This window comes from Nonomuraea sp. NPDC005501 (genome assembly GCF_040605905.1).
GTDB lineage: Bacteria > Actinomycetota > Actinomycetes > Streptosporangiales > Streptosporangiaceae > Nonomuraea.
In genome coordinates, this window is the sequence record NZ_JBEXDT010000022.1 from 48,360 (window position 1) to 64,340 (window position 15,981).

Annotated in this window: 8 protein-coding genes; 2 read left to right on the forward strand and 6 right to left on the reverse strand. The window is 67.5% G+C overall.

Annotated elements, in window-relative coordinates; genetic code table 11:
* The first annotated feature begins 450 nt into the window (after positions 1-450).
* Entirely contained in the window at positions 451-2,256 is a 1,806-nt protein-coding gene (locus tag ABZS51_RS14220; RefSeq protein WP_355439999.1) for a sugar transferase, read from the forward strand.
* A gap of 365 nt (positions 2,257-2,621) precedes the next feature.
* Here the strand turns inward: ABZS51_RS14220 and ABZS51_RS14225 are convergent, their stop codons facing one another.
* The 4 genes from ABZS51_RS14225 to ABZS51_RS14240 all read right to left on the reverse strand — a co-directional run bounded on the left by ABZS51_RS14225 (position 2,622) and on the right by ABZS51_RS14240 (position 12,733).
* Positions 2,622-3,656, reverse strand: a complete 1,035-nt coding sequence (locus ABZS51_RS14225) for a hypothetical protein (RefSeq protein WP_355440002.1) — start codon at positions 3,654-3,656, stop codon at positions 2,622-2,624.
* Positions 3,657-3,732: 76 nt separating this feature from the next.
* Entirely contained in the window at positions 3,733-9,999 is a 6,267-nt protein-coding gene (locus ABZS51_RS14230; protein ID WP_355440005.1) for a DNRLRE domain-containing protein, read from the reverse strand.
* A 764-nt stretch (positions 10,000-10,763) separates the two neighbouring features.
* On the reverse strand, positions 10,764-11,426 hold the full coding sequence (locus tag ABZS51_RS14235) for a DUF4240 domain-containing protein (RefSeq protein ID WP_355440008.1): 663 nt from the start codon (positions 11,424-11,426) through the stop codon (positions 10,764-10,766).
* Between the two features lie 143 nt (positions 11,427-11,569).
* Positions 11,570-12,733, reverse strand: a complete 1,164-nt coding sequence (locus tag ABZS51_RS14240; RefSeq protein ID WP_310708224.1) for an acyl-CoA dehydrogenase family protein — start codon at positions 12,731-12,733, stop codon at positions 11,570-11,572.
* Between the two features lie 124 nt (positions 12,734-12,857).
* Between ABZS51_RS14240 and ABZS51_RS14245 the strand changes: the two genes are divergently transcribed.
* Positions 12,858-14,171, forward strand: coding sequence for a UDP-glucose/GDP-mannose dehydrogenase family protein (locus ABZS51_RS14245; RefSeq protein WP_355440013.1), 1,314 nt, complete (start codon positions 12,858-12,860; stop codon positions 14,169-14,171).
* Between the two features lie 140 nt (positions 14,172-14,311).
* Here ABZS51_RS14245 and purE read toward each other — a convergent pair whose 3' ends face one another.
* Complete coding sequence (purE, locus tag ABZS51_RS14250) at positions 14,312-14,791, reverse strand: 5-(carboxyamino)imidazole ribonucleotide mutase (protein WP_355440098.1); 480 nt, start codon at positions 14,789-14,791, stop codon at positions 14,312-14,314.
* Between the two features lie 41 nt (positions 14,792-14,832).
* The gene (locus tag ABZS51_RS14255; protein ID WP_355440016.1) at positions 14,833-15,981 is read right to left on the reverse strand and encodes a 5-(carboxyamino)imidazole ribonucleotide synthase; all 1,149 of its coding nucleotides are present in this window, start codon (positions 15,979-15,981) and stop codon (positions 14,833-14,835) included.

Sequence of the window (15,981 nt, forward strand, 5' to 3'; positions counted from 1 at the left end):
TGATCATGGCTGGCGTCCCAGCCGTGGGTCTCACGAGAAGTAGTGGTCATCAGCAAAGACTGACCTGCACCACCGACAAAACTCATCGCTCATGCCCAGCATCCCGGCAGGCGACGCGAAATTCCACCCGGTTTTCACCGGTGGACAACGATCTGAAGATCACGAGAAGGAGCGCCCGCCGAGCCCGCTGACTCGGCGCAGGAGGAGAGCGGCCAGGAGCGTCGCAGGCGCCGGTAGCGGGACGACCGGCCGCACACTCCGCCGGGGTGGCTGATCCGTTAGAGTTGCCCGACCGCCTGTGAATCATGGGGTTGAAGAGACATCGCCGCCGACGATCTGTTCCTTGCGGGGTCAGCGCAGTTCGACCCGGAGATCTGCGTCAGCGCGGGGAGAGGCGTCCGCGAGGCCGCCGACGATCTGGCCCGGGGCGTGGACACGTTCTGCCGGGCGATGGACGAGCGGCCCTTCGGTCAGGACGATCTGGGCCGGGCACTGTTCGAGGGCCATCCCGAGGCGGACAGGCCGGGGTTCGCCCGGCTACGTGACGACCTGCTGAACGACCTCGTCCTGGCGGTGAACCTGTTACGCGGGATGGCGGCCGGGTTGGTCGTCGCCGGCGACACGTACACCGCAGCCGAGGCGGCCAACCTCGGGATTCCGCACGTACGGCGGTGCCCGGGATGGCTGACGGATCCGGAGGAGTACAAGCCTGGGCTGGGCCCGAGCGGCCTGCCGACGACCACGCCACCACCTGGCTTGGTGCGCCAGGCGATCTGGTTCCTCGAATCTGTGGGCTTCGGCTCCGCGTGGCCGGATGCCGATCTCGACGGGGTGGCGCGGCTTCGCGATGCCGCGACGGCGCTGGGACGCGTGGTCGGTGACGTTCAGGAGCAGATCGCCGGGCAGGCCGGGCGCGTGACCAGGGCCGGGTTCGGGCCGGCCACGGCCGCGTTCGGGCGGGCCGCGCGAGTGGTGCACGGCGAGAAGGGGCCGCTGGCGGACCTGCGGCGGCGGTGCGAGCATCTCGCCTACTGCGGCCAGATCGCCTATGACGCGATCGTCAAGGCCAGACGGCGCTTCGTGGCATCCGCGGCGTTCGTGGTGACACTGATGCTCCTCGCGAGGCTACTGGCCCCCCGGCTCGGCCCGCTCCTCGACGTTGTGGTGCGAAGGCTTCTCCGAGCGGAGGGCCTGGCACTGCGGATCATCTTGCTGGTCATCCGGCAGGCCGCGCTGGGTGCGATGTACTCCGGCGGACTGAGCGCGATCGACCAGTTGTTCGCCACCGGCGACGTCGATGCGGCGGAGCTGGTTCGGGACATGTTCCACGGAGCGCTCGCCGGCGGGTTGATGGCCGGTGCGCACGCCGCGCTGCCCGTGCTCCTGCGCCGAGGCGGACCCGCGCTGACCGGCCTGGCCGAGGCCATGGAGTCTGCCACCTGGGAGCGGGCATTCTCCCGGATCATGGCCGGCGGGGCGGTGAGCACAACCGTGCTGGCGACCGCTGGATGGGCCGCCGGTGCCGGCTGGAACTGGAAGCACGCCGCCGAGATGGGATTCGGCATGGCTGTTCTCAGCACCGGCGCGGCACTCGCCTCCCGGACCTGGCCCGCCCCCAGTTATGCGAGCCTGAGGGGCAGAGCCTGGAAGCAGAGCCCGGCCAAGCGGTGGCATGACGTCAAGTGGGCCTCGGGAATTCTCCTGGTAACCGCCCCCGCGGTCGCCGTCTTCGCGCTCGCGAAGTTCGCCGAGGACAGACGGAACCCCTTCTTCCTGCAGAAACGAGTCGGCCAGTTCGGCCGCGAGTTCGACCTCGCCAAGGGCCGTTCGATGAGCACGACCGACGGCAAGGACAGCAGTCTCGGCTCGTCGGATTCGCGGCGCACGAGGGTCGGCGAACTCTGGGCGAGAACCAGTCTCGACGAGTTCGTCCAACTCGCCTACAACGTCCTCTACAAGAGTGACATGTCAGTCATCAACGACCGGCCGCTCCTGAGTTCCACCAGACAGGAGACGATAGAGGCCCTCGGCCCCACCTTGGGACCTCGTTGGAACGAGGCGGATCTGGCCGGGAAACCCGGGCTGTTCGGCCCGTTCCCCAACAAGATCGTCGAGCTCGGCCTCAAGCCGAAGACAGAGGCGTTCGACCTTCAACGAGGCTACACAGGCATCTGGCACGACAGAACCGCGAGCCTGCATTCGGACCGGAATATTCTCTGGGAGTTCATCTCCACTTACATGAAGCGCATTTCCTGACCTCGATCTTCATCGCGCCCAGCGGAACGGGAAGGTGAAGCCGTGCCGGGCAGGCGATCGACGACCGGCTGTTCCCCCTCGGCTGTCAGCGTGGATACCCAGGAGCTCGCGGGCATCTGGGCACCTCTCATGGCCGTCACCTCGCCCGCAGTGCCTCGGGGCATCGGGTTCCTGGGCCTGCGCGTCGTGAGTCGTCGTGGCCCACGGGCGGCGCAGCGGGTTGTGGTGCGAATCTGATCTCCGGCGCCTCAATCAGTGAGATCATGAACCACGGCCACGCTCCATCCCGGGGAGGAAACCGCTACTTGCAGCGGGACAGAACCGAGGCTTCTGATCGACCGTCCGACGCACCCCGTGCAGGTCTGTCAGCGTGTTTCTTCCAGGACCCTTTCTCGCAACCAGAGCGTTGCATTGTCCCAGCCCTCTCCAAGGGCAAACTTCGCGTACGTCAGCCCGTCGAGATACGTAGCCCCCTCGGATACAGAGCGCAGACAGTGGTAGATACCCCTGCCCGCGACCCATCGCCGCCATACGTCTTCGTTGCTATCACGGTGAGCGAAGAGCTGTCCCTCCCACCATGATCCGAGATTTAGGACGTCTCTTTTCACCTCGGAGAGAATGGCCGCGTCGAACTGCTCACCACCGCGTGCTTGTCCGATGACGCTCTCAATAGCGGCGCCCTCCGGACCGAAGATGTCGAAGAGAGTCACCGCGACACGGCGCAGCATGATGTTGCGGACAGGCGCGGGCGCGCTGCGGATCCAAGCGTCCAGCCCTGGCTCGTGGCAGGCGAAATCAAGGGGCGGAATCTCGCTTGAGATCGGTTGCTCGATCTCAATTCCGAGATGAGGTCGATCCAAGAAGCCTTGCGGGAGCCGTACGCCTGAGCGTGCCTCGATCATCGCCAATGCCCTGGCCCGCTTGGACGGCCAGATCCGCGAGGCGCCCGAACCGAGCGTCTCTGCTTCTGCTTGGAGAAACACCTGCTCCGAGCCGAGCAGATACGACCGAGGGAGGGGAAAGTCTTTGATCTCCGCGAGTATGTGACCATTCGCCGCGTAGAAGAAGAACGCGCCCATCACATTCCAGCTGACATGCCACACCCGAGCGTGGCGACTGAGCCGGCACAGGACCGTATCCAGGCCCGCATACGTGAACCCATCCTCTTCGAGCAGGGCGATGCCGGATGGAGTCTCGTGTGCATGGATTGGTGGGTACGGGTCTTCCGGGTTTACGTCGACCACGTCAGGACGGCCGCCGCCGGTAAGACGTCTGGCCGTTTCACGCAGCGAAGGAGGGCCATCGAGGGGCTGGATCACCGTCCAGCACAGACTCGACTCCAGATCGGGGTCCGTGCGGAGAAGTTCGTGATAGTACTCGAGCGCCTCATCGCCGATCACTGATGTGTCTCCTCTGCGAGTAGCGTCTTGACCGGCGCGGAATCCCGCGCCGGTCAAGACACCGATGTCGGCTAGATCATCCTACGCCGGTGTAGTACGGCGAGCTGGTGTTGATATGGCCCGGCCAGCAGTGATCCACCATCCGTGGTGGATTGGTCAGTGTGGTGGCGAACCGGTTGAAGAAGTGGTCTTCGAAGATGACCCGATCCTCGTTGAAGAGCCGGTTGAGCACCTTGCCGGCGATCTGGTTCGGCCCGGTCTTTCCTCCGGGCATGGCACAGACGGACAGGTGGCCTGCCTTGTCCGTGTCGACAGTCCGGTTGCTCGCCGCGGCGTAGGGGTACTCGTCGCATTCCTGCCCAGCAGCGCCATAGCCCGGCCACAGACTGCGGCATCGAGTGACAGCCCTCGCACGAATGTTGTCAACGAGTTGGTCGTGGTTTTGGGTGGGAGTCCTGCCGGTTCTGGCCAGATATGCGTTGGCGGGTGGACGTGCCGTACCGTTCACCGCGCAGCCCGGGATTGTCTTCTGCGGGTTGTACGGGAAGGTCACGGCCTTGTTGTAGCAGGCGCTCCAGTAGTGGACGTAGGCCGCGTCGTAGCTGTTTCCGAGTTTCCACTGGACCGAGGGGATGACGGGAAGAATGCATCCGCCCTTACGGCGGGACACGCCTTCCGCGTTGTCGCATCTGACGTGCATCTTGGTCTGGGTCGTCCCGTAACGCCACTCCACCCATTCGCCGTCGTCGTCGCCTTCGTCCTCGAAACTGATTGCGGCGTACGGCTGGAAGTCGCAGCTGGTGATGTTGTCCACAGGGTCGGGGGACGCGCTCTGGGGCGCGGTCAATCGGAAGGTTCCGGCCTTTTTCCAAGGGGTCGTCGTGTCCCCGACCTTGACACCCATGGCCGTCCAGTCCTCGACAGACTTCGTCAGGTGATTTACCTGCGTGGCCCCACCGAAGCTGGTGACGTGCTGGCAGGCGGTCTGGCTGCGGGCCGGTTCCATCCCGATGGTGAGGAGGACCGATTCGACGCGGTTCCAGACGTCATTGACGTTGCCGGTCGTGCCGATGTAGAGGTCGAACCAGATGTCGCGCGCCGAGGCGCTCTCCAGTTCGCGCAGGCCTGACCAGGTCTTCGCGACGAACATGATGTCGATCGACTGCATCGCGTGGACTTCGTCCCGGTCACCCGAGTCCTCCTCGTCGTCGGGTTCCATCACCTGGACGGCGTGCCGCCAGCAGCCGCTGTATCGGTTCTTGAGGTAGCCGTAGCTGCGCTTGAGCCAGCCGTGCAGCTTGCGGCAGTCATCGGGATCCACCCGGTCATAGCGCGGCGCTGGAGCCGCGGCTCGTGCCGCCACGCCCGCGCCTTCGGCAGCCGATGCAGAGCTGCCGTCGTACAGGGCGAAGACCTCGCCGCTTTCGAGCGCGCGGGAGAAGAGCCACGTCTCGTCGAGCATCCCTCTCATGGAGGCGCCCAGCATTGTCGGCCCGCTCGCGCTCCAAGACGCGAAGCTGAGCTGCGACGTGCCGATGAAGTTGCCATTGAGGTACAGGGTCGCGACCTTGCTGACCGGGTCGAATGTGCCAGCGAGATGGAACCACTCGCCGGCAGGCGGTTCAACTCCGGACAAGACGCCTTCCACTGCGGGTGCCGCCTGGTCGCTGCCGGTGAAGGTGAAGACGAGGCCATGCTCGGGGTCGTTCCCGAGCGTGAAGGCCGCTTGGTGCTCTCCTCTTTGCTCGATGACGGAATAGCCTCCGTCTTTGTCATCCCATTTGAGCCATGCGCCGACAGTGAATGCCTGATCGGTCCGCATCACCGACCCTGAAGTTTGGGCGAGGGGCGCCGCCTGGGTGGGTGTCAGGTCGATGGAGCCGTTGGACCAGCCGGTCCATGGCGAGGCCATGGAGGTCCCGGAGTTGACAGCGCGGGCGCGCCAGCGGATCTTCCAGCCGTCGGCCAGTTGCCCGGCGGGGACGCTCACCGTGGCCTGGCCGCCGGAGGTGACCACCGCGGAGGCTCCGGCCCAGATCTGGCCCGTGCCCTGGCCGGTGGCCGCCGGGTCGTGGTCGACCTCGAACTCAGCCCTGACTGACTGCCCTCCATGATCCGTGACCGTGGCCATGAATGCAGGGGTGAGGCTGGTGATCACGGTCGTTCCGCCGATGACGGCGGAGGGGACGACCGCGAGACCGCTGACGGTCGGCTTGGGCAGAGCGACGGCCAGCGACTGCCACTCCGACCAGGCCGACGCCGCCGTCGGCGACACGGCGCGGGCTCGCCAGCGGATCTGCCAGCCATCTGCCAGAGTGGATGCGGGGATGGTGGCACTGGCCTGGCTGCCGGAGGCGACGTCATCGACGCCACCCGCCCAGATCTGGCCCGTACCCTGGCCGGTAGCGGCCGGGTCGTGCTCGACCTCGAACTCGGCCCTGAGCCTCCCCCCGGCCGGGTCGGAGACCTGCGCCAGGAGGCTAGGGGTGAGCGAGGCGGTGTGCGTCTTCCCGTCGACGACCTGCGATGGATCGACTCGCAGGGCTGTCACCGCCGGTTCGGAGACCGGGTCGGCGACGTCGATCATCACGCTCTGCCAGCCCGCCCAGGGCGAGGCGACGGTGGTGCTCGGATTCACCGCGCGGGCGCGCCAGCGGATCTTCCAGCCGTCGGTCAGCTTCCCGTCGGGAACAGTGGCACTGGCCTGGCTGCCGGAGGCGATGTTGTCGACGGTGCCGGCCCAGATCTGGCCGGTTCCCTGCCCGGTAGTAGCCGGGTCGTGCTCGATCTCAAACTCGGCCCGGACGGGCTGCCCACCGGGGTCGGTGACGGTAGCGACCAGGCTCGGCGTGACACTGGTGCTCACAGTGACACCCTCGACCAGGGTCGAGGGTGTCACCTGGAGACCGGTCACGGCGGGGTTGGGGACATCGACTGTGGCCATCTGCCAGGCGGACCATGCCGAGGTGGTTGCGGCGGTCGCGTTGGACGCGCGGGCCCGCCAGCGGATCTTCCAGCCGTCGGCCAGCTTTCCGGCGGGGACGCTCACCGTGGCCTGGCCGCCGGAGGTGACCACCGCGGAGGCTCCGGCCCAGATCTGGCCGGAGCCCTGCCCGGTCGCGGCCGGATCGTGCTCGACCTCGAACTCGCCGGTGAGACGGCCGCTCGCCGTGTCGGCGACGGTCGCGGCAAGCTGCGGGGCCAATGAGGTTGTCACGGTGACGCCGTTCACGCTCTGCGCCGGCGTGATGGCGAGGTTGGAGACGACCGGCTGCGAGGCGGGTCCGCTGGTGGTGATGGTCAGTGTGGGCGGCTGGTTGAAGTCGGTGTCTTCGGAGGCTGTGACGTAGCGCCAGTTGGTCGTGGTGCCCTCGGTCGGCGACTGCACCACCAGGCCGTGGTCGGCGGCTCCGGCGGCCCAGTCCTGGGCGATGCCGGTGACGTTCCACTCCAGGCGCTGAGCACCGCCGGAGCAGGTCAGGTCGTAGCCGGCCTTGTTGGTCTGCGCGTCCTCGGTGGTCGCGGCCGGCTTGTTTGCCCAGTAGAGGTTGTCGGCGTCCCAGGCGCCGGTCACCCGGCGGACCTGAAGGCCGTCACCGACCGACGCTCCGCAGGCCGAGCTTTCGAAGTTGTACAGCGACACCTTCGCGTCGGTCACCGTCTGCCCCTGCAGACTTCCTGTGGGGAAGCGCAGGTATGAGCGCATCTTCTGGGTCTGCTGCACGCCGGCGATCATGATCGGGTTGCCGGGGGACGCCGGCCAGTCGACCGTGTCGGTGCTGGCGAGCGTGACGTCCTCGCTGCTCGTCGACGCCGCCATCGGCTGAATCCGGACCGGGTAAGCGGTGGCGGAATCGGTCAGGAACCGGTGATCGGGTTTGAGCACCAGTTCGGTGCGGCCGTTCTCGGTGACCACATCGGTGTTGACTTTGGCGCTCCTGGCCAGCGGGTGGCGGCCCTTGGCGCTGCCGTCCCACATGATCGGTCGCGGTGCCGAGGCGACCAGCTTCTCGTCCTTGCTCTTCAGCAGCAGTCGTCCAGCCTTGCCCTCGGTCAGGGTCAGGCCCTCGTCATCTACGCCGATCCTCAGCTCCAGCGGCTTCGACGGCCGCTGCCGCAGCACCACCTCATGCCGGAACCCTCTCGGCAACGCCGTCGCCACCAGGTCGGCGCCCACGCCTGCGGCGTCGGTGTAGGTGGCCACGCTGCCCTTGACGGTCGGCTTCGGCAACGGCGTCGGCCAGCGCAGCGCGTACGACTTCCCATCGGCGGTCATCTTGACGAATGCATCCGTGCCACCAGCGGATAGCTCAACAGCCACACCGTCGGCGATCACGTTCGGCGTCAATCTGCCGTCCTGAGTCCTCAGCGTGGTGTCGATGGGCACCCATCCCCCGTTGCGCTTGGTCCGCACCGGACCGGCCGCGACTTCTGTTCTGAACGAACGTCCGTCTCGCAGGGCATAGGTGATGCTGGTGGCGGTGGTTTCTTCGGTGACCTCCACGTCGCGGCCTTGACCTGCGGCGAGACCGGATGCCATCGCTCGTGCAGCCTGTGGGCCCTCCGGCTTCGGCCTCGATCCGGTGGCCGCGGCGATGTTAGTCACGGCCGAACCTCTGACGCCGGGTGTCCAGGAGGTTCCGCTGTTGACGGTGGCGTGATGCCCGTTCCCTGATGCGTCGGCCGCTTGGGTGCCGGAAGCCTCGTCGAAGGACCAGCGGCCGGCTAGGTCGTCCGTCGGTGGCGGCAGTGGTGCCTCAACGTCCTCCGGCGAGGCGACGTAGTCCTGGTCGCTGTTGCGGCGGTACTCCGCCGCCTCGGCCTCTGAGATGGGGTCCGGTTGAGGCAGAGTGTTCGACACGCGTCCGCGTGCGGCCAGCTGGCCGATCTCGCCCTTCGTGGTCGGCGCTGTCTCACCCGCGTCCAGCATCACGACGGAGGCCTTCGGCGGGAGCAGGAAGTCGACGGTGAGGATGGGTGGGTGGAGTTGCCCCTTACAGGCCTCTAGCGGGGTGCTCCTGCAGCCGCCTGCTTCGTCGGTCCGATAGCGGCGCCAGTTGGTGCTGTCCGATTCGCTGCCGGCAGTGAGTTGGACGCCGTAGTTGGTTTCGCCGTTCGACCATGCCTGGGCGATCTCGTCGATCGAGTAGACCAGGTCCCATTCTTTGCCTGCCCAGCTCGCGGCTCCACTGGTGCAGTTGGGGCTGTAGGCAGCATATTCGGTGATCTGCCCCGTGGAGGTGACCGACGGCTGGCTGTTCCACGTCATGGTCGCTTCGTCCCAGGCCGACGTGATCCGCCGGGTGGTGATCCCGGAGCCGACGTAGGTCCCACAGTCGTTGGACAGATGGTTCCACAGGATCAGGTCAGCGTTCTGGACCTTGAGGCCGCGGAACTCAGCGGGCATGTCGGGGAACTTGATGTAGCTGCGCCAGCGGACAGTGCCGCTGTTGGACTTGCCGACCAGGATCCGGTCCAGGTTGAAGTTGTACCAGCTGTCCTGGTAGTCGGCGTTGTTGACGAAGGTGTCCCAGCCCTGCTGGGGCAGACCGCCTGCGCCGGTGTGGGTCTCCCACCAGTCGGCTGCCACGGCCGCCATGGTCACGGGGTAGGTGACCGCAGGGTCGGCCAGGAATGTGGCGTCCGGGGTGAACACCAGCGACTTACCGTCGTCATCGAGGCTGATGGCGGCTTTGCCGACCTTGCCCGCGTCGATGGGGGCGTAGGCGTCGGCGGCCGTGGCGTCCTGCAGGAGCGTTGGCCGCACCTCGGTCAACGTCTTGCTGTCCTTGCCCACGATGATGGGCTGGCCTTGAGCATTCTTGCTGAAGGAGAGTCCGGTGGGCAGTGCCACCGGCATTTTGAAGGTGACCGGGCCGGTGGGCCGTTCGGTGATGACAACCTGCTGCCGGAAGCCGGTCGCGGTCGCGGTCACCAGCAGGTCGCGGCCTTTGCCGTAGGCGGCTGGGTATCGCGCGGTGTTGCCCTTCAGTGTGGGCTTGGGCAACGTCGAGGGTGTGGTGATCTTCGCTGTGTCGGCGCTTGCTGTTGCTTGGCTCTTGAGTAGGGTCTTGTCCTGTCCTGCAGACAGCGTGAGGGTGCCGTTGATCGCCTTGGGTTTGATCACGCCGGCCTGCTCGACGAGCGTGGTGTCGATCGGGGTGAAGCCCTTGCCGTCAGTGTTCTTCACCCGGACTGGCTGGCTGTGCAGTTCCATCCGGAGGGTCTTGCCGTCGGGGTTGGCGTAGACGGTGGCATTTTCTGAGCGTAGCGACTCGATTTCGACGCGACGGTTGTCCTTCTTCGCCTGCGTCAGCGCTTTGCTGGTGGGGGTGGAGGGCACGCTTGGTGGGGGCGTCGTGGGGCTGCTTGTAGGAGTAGTGGTGGGGGGTGGCGTGGGGCCCTGAGCGATCGCCGGTGCGCTCATTAACGAGAGCGGCAGTGTCATCGCCGCGAGCAGGGCAACGCGACGGCGCGTCCGGGCGGGTAAGCCCGACGCTGTTCGTGATGTGTTCACTCCAGCCTTTCGAACAAAAGTGGCAAAACGGAGTGATCATCACATGTGTTGCGATCTTGTGTAAAGATCCTTTTCGGTGACGGAGCAGGTGGTCTTCTGTGAGCATCGGGCGTGTGGAGCCCGTATCTCTACTGGCGCCAATAGCGGATCGCCCGCCAGCGTGCAAGAGGATGCCTTGGCCGTGCTGAGCGAGCAGGAACTGCTCAGCCAGGGGTGTGATCCCACGCCAAATGCCGGGGCATCGACAGTTGGAGCGTGCGCGGCACCGAACGCGGTGCCTGCACGGTTACGACGGTGTCAAGAAGGCCCTCGGGGGGAGACGCCATCTGATGGTTGGTCCCCTTCGGCATCGTGCTGGATGCCTGCGTCATGCGAGGGCAAGGCCCGACAGAGGAGGGCTGCAGCAGTTCCCGTGTCTACGCTCGCATGATGCCGGGCTCACATGAGCGTGCCAGGCAAGCGATCGATAACCGGCTTTCCAGCCTCGGGCCACCAGAATTGAGATCAAGGATCTCGGCTGACACTCGACGCGTCCCCCTATCATGCGGACCTCGCCAACGGTGTGGTCCGCCTCGTTCTGCCAGGGGTCATCAGGCAAGGCCGTAGTGCCGTGCAAGCCGTGGAAGACGGCGAGTGAACTCTGCCTCGTCGTCGAAATCCCACCCCTCGCCATCGGGCTCCGCGTGGCAGGTCAGAAAGGGAAACTTGCTGCGGACGCCTCGTGCGCGAACGGCCTTCCCCAAGCTGTCCGTTTCGAGGCCAGTCGCCCGCCTGTAGGGCTCGAAGGTGACGTAGGCGAAGGACTCGAACCTGGGGTCGTCCTCACCCGGCCACACTTCTCGCCGGATACGAGTGACCCGCTTCAGGCTGAATCTGCCATCCCGGCTCCAGGTCGTCCTCTCGTGAGAGAAGTTCTTCGACAACTCGAGGAGGCGCTGCACCTCCGGCAGCTCGAGGATCCGATCAGGACAGCCGGCGACCTTCTCGAAGGCGTCACGGCCCAGGCTGATCAGCCAGTTCACGAAGTACTCGAAACCATCGGACGACCCGAATCCGGTGACGGTCCAGAACGCCGCGTACATGTCCCAGGAGCAGGCCCGGTTGGCGCACACCGTGAACAAGGCCTTGAAGTCCACGACCTCCTCGGCGGACAGGCCGGAGAGCTGATCCTTCAGCCATGCCACTCGCGCCTGCCGGAGCTCGGTCTCGCGGGCCGAACGCTCCACCAGTTCCCAGAAGCCGTCGATGTCCACGGCTGCGATCATGACACCTCACGGGCCCTCCTGCCCGGTGATCACGGAACAGCGACGGAACAGCGCCCTTCCGAACCGCTCGACTGATACACCAAAACCCGGGGCCGTACGCGCCCAGCCCCGGGTTTCTGCAGGTCATGGACCTACTTGAGGAGCTGCCGGGCCATCACCATGCGCTGGATCTGGTTGGTGCCCTCGTAGATCTGGGTGATCTTGGCGTCGCGCATCATGCGTTCCACCGGGAAGTCCTTCGTGTACCCGTACCCGCCCAGCAGCTGCACCGCGTCCGTGGTGATCTCCATGGCGGCGTCCGAGGCGGCGCACTTGGCGGCGCTCGACAGGAACGTGAGGTCCTTCTGCGGCCGGCCGTGCATGGCGAGCTCCGACTTGGCCGCCGCGTGGTAGGTGAGCTGCCGCGCCGCCTCGAGCTTCATGGCCATGTCGGCCAGCATGAACTGCACGCCCTGGAAGTCGGCGACCGCGCGGCCGAACTGCTTGCGCTCCTTGACGTACCCGATCGCGAAGTCGAGCGCCCCCTGGGCGATGCCGAGGGCCTGGGCGGCGATGGTGACGCGGGTGTGGTCGAGCGTGGCCAGGGCGGTCTTGAAGCCTGTGCCGGGGTCGCCGATCATGCGGGAGGCGGGGATGCGGACGTTGTCCATGATGACCTGGCGGGTCGGCGACGCCTTGATGCCAAGCTTGCGCTCCTTCGGCCCGAAGGAGACGCCCTCGTCCGACTTCTCCACGACGAACGCGGAGATGCCGCGCGCCCCGGCCGACGGGTCCGTGACGGCCATGACCGTGTAGTACTCCGACACACCGGCGTTGGTGATCCACATCTTGGTGCCGTTGAGCACGTAGTGGTCGCCGTCGAGCACGGCGCGGGTCTTCATGGCCGCCGCGTCCGAGCCGGCCTCGGGCTCCGACAGGGCGTACGAGAACATCGCGTCCCCCCGCGCGACCGGCGCGAGGTAGTGGGCCTTGAGCTCCTCGGAGGCCGACAGGAGCAGCGGCACGGTGCCGAGCTTGTTGACGGCCGGGATGAGCGAGGACGAGGCGCAGGCGCGCGCCACCTCCTCGATGACGATGACCGTGGCGAGCGCGTCCGCCCCCGCGCCGCCGTACTGCTCGGGGACGTGGACGGCGTGCAGGTCCGCCGCGACGAGGGCCTTGTAGACGTCCCAGGGGAACTCGCCGGCCTCGTCAGCCGCGGCGGCTTGAGGGGCGATCTTCTCGTCGGCGAGGGCCCGGACCGTCTCCCTGAGCATGTCGTGCTCTTCGGCGGGCGCGTAGAGAGGGAAGCTCATACCCAGATACTAGGATGTCCGACCACTTTGTTACCAGTCAGTACGGTTTGTGAAATGGCACAGGTGGCACAGAACGAGATAACGCGGGCCGGTAACATGCCTGGCGATCGAAAGGAGCTCACACGTGCCATATCGCCTCACGGTGATCGGGACCGGATACCTGGGCATCACCCATGCGGCCTGCATGGCGGACCTCGGATTCGACGTCCTGGGCCTCGACATCGACGCCGACAAGATCAATCGGCTCAACAGCGGTGAGCTGCCGATCCACGAGCCCGGCCTGGAATCCGTCCTGCGCCGCGGCCTCGATTCGGGCCGTCTGCGCTTCACCACCTCGTACGAGGAGGTGGCCGAGTTCGGGGACGTCCACTTCATCTGCGTCGGAACTCCCCAGAAACACGGCGAGTATGCGGCCGACGTCTCCTACATGGACGCCGCCGTGGACTCCCTCGCCCCGTACCTGAACCGCGAGTGCCTGGTCGTCGGCAAGTCCACCGTGCCCGTCGGCACCGCCGGGCGGCTGGCCGACAGGCTGGCCCGGCTCGCCCCGGCGGGTGTCCTGGCGGAGCTGGCCTGGAACCCCGAGTTCCTGCGCGAGGGCTACGCCGTCGAGGACACGCTCAAGCCGGACCGCATCGTCATCGGTGTCCGCTCCGAGCGCGCCGAGAAGATGCTGCGGGAGGTGTACGAGCCGCTGGGCGAGGTGCCCATGGTCGTCACCGACTTCGCGACCGCCGAGCTGGTCAAGACCGCCGCCAACGCGTTCCTCGCCACGAAGATCTCTTTCATCAACGCCATGGCCGAGGTCTGCGAGGCCGCCCACGCCGACGTCAAGCAGCTCTCCGAGGCGCTGTCGTACGACGACCGCATCGGCGGCCGGTTCCTCAACGCCGGGCTCGGCTTCGGCGGCGGCTGCCTGCCCAAGGACATCCGGGCGTTCATGGCCCGGGCGGGCGAGCTGGGCGCCGACCAGGCGCTGACGTTCCTCCGCGAGGTGGACGCGATCAACATGCGCCGCCGCGCCCGCATGGTGGACCTGGCCCGCGAGCTGGCGGGCGGCTCGTTCCACGGCTGCACGGTCGGCGTCCTGGGCGCCGCCTTCAAGCCGAACTCCGACGACATCCGCGACTCCCCCGCGCTCGACGTGGCGGTCACGATCGGCCACCAGGGCGGCCGGGTCACGGTGTACGACCCGATCGCACTGGGCAACGCCCGCAAGGCGCACCCGGAGCTCAAGTACGGCGAGTCGGCCCTGGAGGCGGTCCGCGGCGCCCACGTGGTGCTGCTGCTGACCGAGTGGCAGGAGTTCGTGGAGCTGGGCCCGGAGGAGCTGGGCGCCGCCGTGGCGACCCGCCGGATCGTCGACGGCCGCAACGCGCTCAACGCGGAGGCGTGGCGCTCCGCCGGCTGGCACTACCGCGCCCTCGGCCGCCCCTAGCCCACGAGAAGCCGCTCCCGGCCCGGAAGGAGCCGGTCCTGACCAGGAGGAAGCCGGTCCTGACCAGGAAGAGGTCGCCCCTGACCCGGAAGAAGCACCGGAGGCCCTCAGGTACGATGCAGGGGCCTCCGGAGGTGAGGTCAGCGGAGCTCCGCCGCCTCCTGGCGGAGCTTCTCGCCCTTGGCGTAAGCCTGCTCCTTCAGCCTGCCCTGGAACTCCTCCATGCGCCGCCGGAGCTCCGGGTCCGAGGCCCCCAGGATGCGTACGGCCAGCAGCCCCGCGTTGCGCGCCCCGCCCACGGCGACCGTCGCCACCGGCACCCCGGCGGGCATCTGCACGATCGACAGCAGCGAGTCCATCCCGTCGAGGTACTTCAGCGGCACCGGCACCCCGATCACCGGCAGCGGCGTCACCGAGGCGAGCATGCCGGGCAGGTGGGCCGCGCCGCCCGCCCCGGCGATGATGACCTTGAGCCCCCGCCCGGCCGCCTGCCGGCCGTAGTCGATCATCTCGGCCGGCATCCGGTGCGCGGACACCACGTCGGCCTCGAACGGCACGCCGAACTCGGCCACGGCCTCGGCCGCCGCCCGCATGACGGGCCAGTCGGAGTCACTGCCCATGACGATGCCGATGGTGCCGGCAGTGCCGACCGTGCCGATGGTCACGTGTACTCCCCCGTGGTCAGGTAGACGGCGGCGTGCCGGGCGCGGGCGCGGACCTCGTCGAGGTCGTCGCCCAGCGCGGTCACGTGGCCGATCTTGCGGCCGGGCCGGACCTGCTTGCCGTAGAAGTGCACCTTGACCCCCGGGTCGTGGGCCATCACGTGCTCGTACCGCTTGAACAGGTTGGGGTCGTCGCCGCCGAGCAGGTTGGCCATGACGACGACCGGCGCGGTCATGGCCGGCGAGCCGAGCGGCAGGTCGAGCACGGCCCGCAGGTGCTGCTCGAACTGGGACGTGCGCGCGCCCTCGATGGTCCAGTGGCCGCTGTTGTGGGGGCGCATGGCCAGCTCGTTGACCATCAGCCCGTCCCCCGAGTCGAACAGCTCCACGGCGAGCAGCCCGGTCACGTCCAGCTCCTGGGCGATGCGCAGCGCGATGTTCTGCGCCTGCGCGGCCCGCTCCGGGTCGAGGCCGGGCGCGGGGGCGAGCACCTCGACGCAGATGCCGTCCTGCTGGACGGTCTCCACGACGGGGTAGCTGACGCCCTGGCCGTGCGGCGAGCGGGCCACGAGGACGGCCAGCTCCCGCTGGAACGGCACGAACGCCTCGGCCATCAGCGGCACGCCGCCGGCGAACGCCTCGGCGGCGTCCTCGGCCGACCGGCACACCCACACGCCCCGGCCGTCGTAGCCGCCTCTGACCGCCTTGAGCACCACCGGCCAGCCGTGCTCCCCGGCGAAGCGGGTGACGTCCTCGACATCGGAGACACGGGCCCAGGCGGGGCAGGGCGCGCCGATGGCGGTCAGCCGCTCGCGCATGACGGCCTTGTCCTGCGCGTGGACGAGCGCGTCGGCGCCGGGGTGGACGGTGACGCCGTCGGCGGCGAGCGCCCTGATGTGCTCGGTCGGCACGTGCTCGTGGTCGAAGGTGATCGCGTCGCAGCCCTTGGCGAAGTCGCGCAGGTCGGACAGGTCGCGGTAGTCGCCGATCCGCGTGTCGACGATCACCCGGGCGGCGCTCTCGTCGGCCGAGTTGGCCAGCACCCGCAGCTCCACTCCGAGCGCGATGGCGGGCTGCTGGGTCATCCGGGCGAGCTGGCCGGCGCCGACCACGCCGACGACCGGGCCGATGGGGCGGTAGGAACTCAC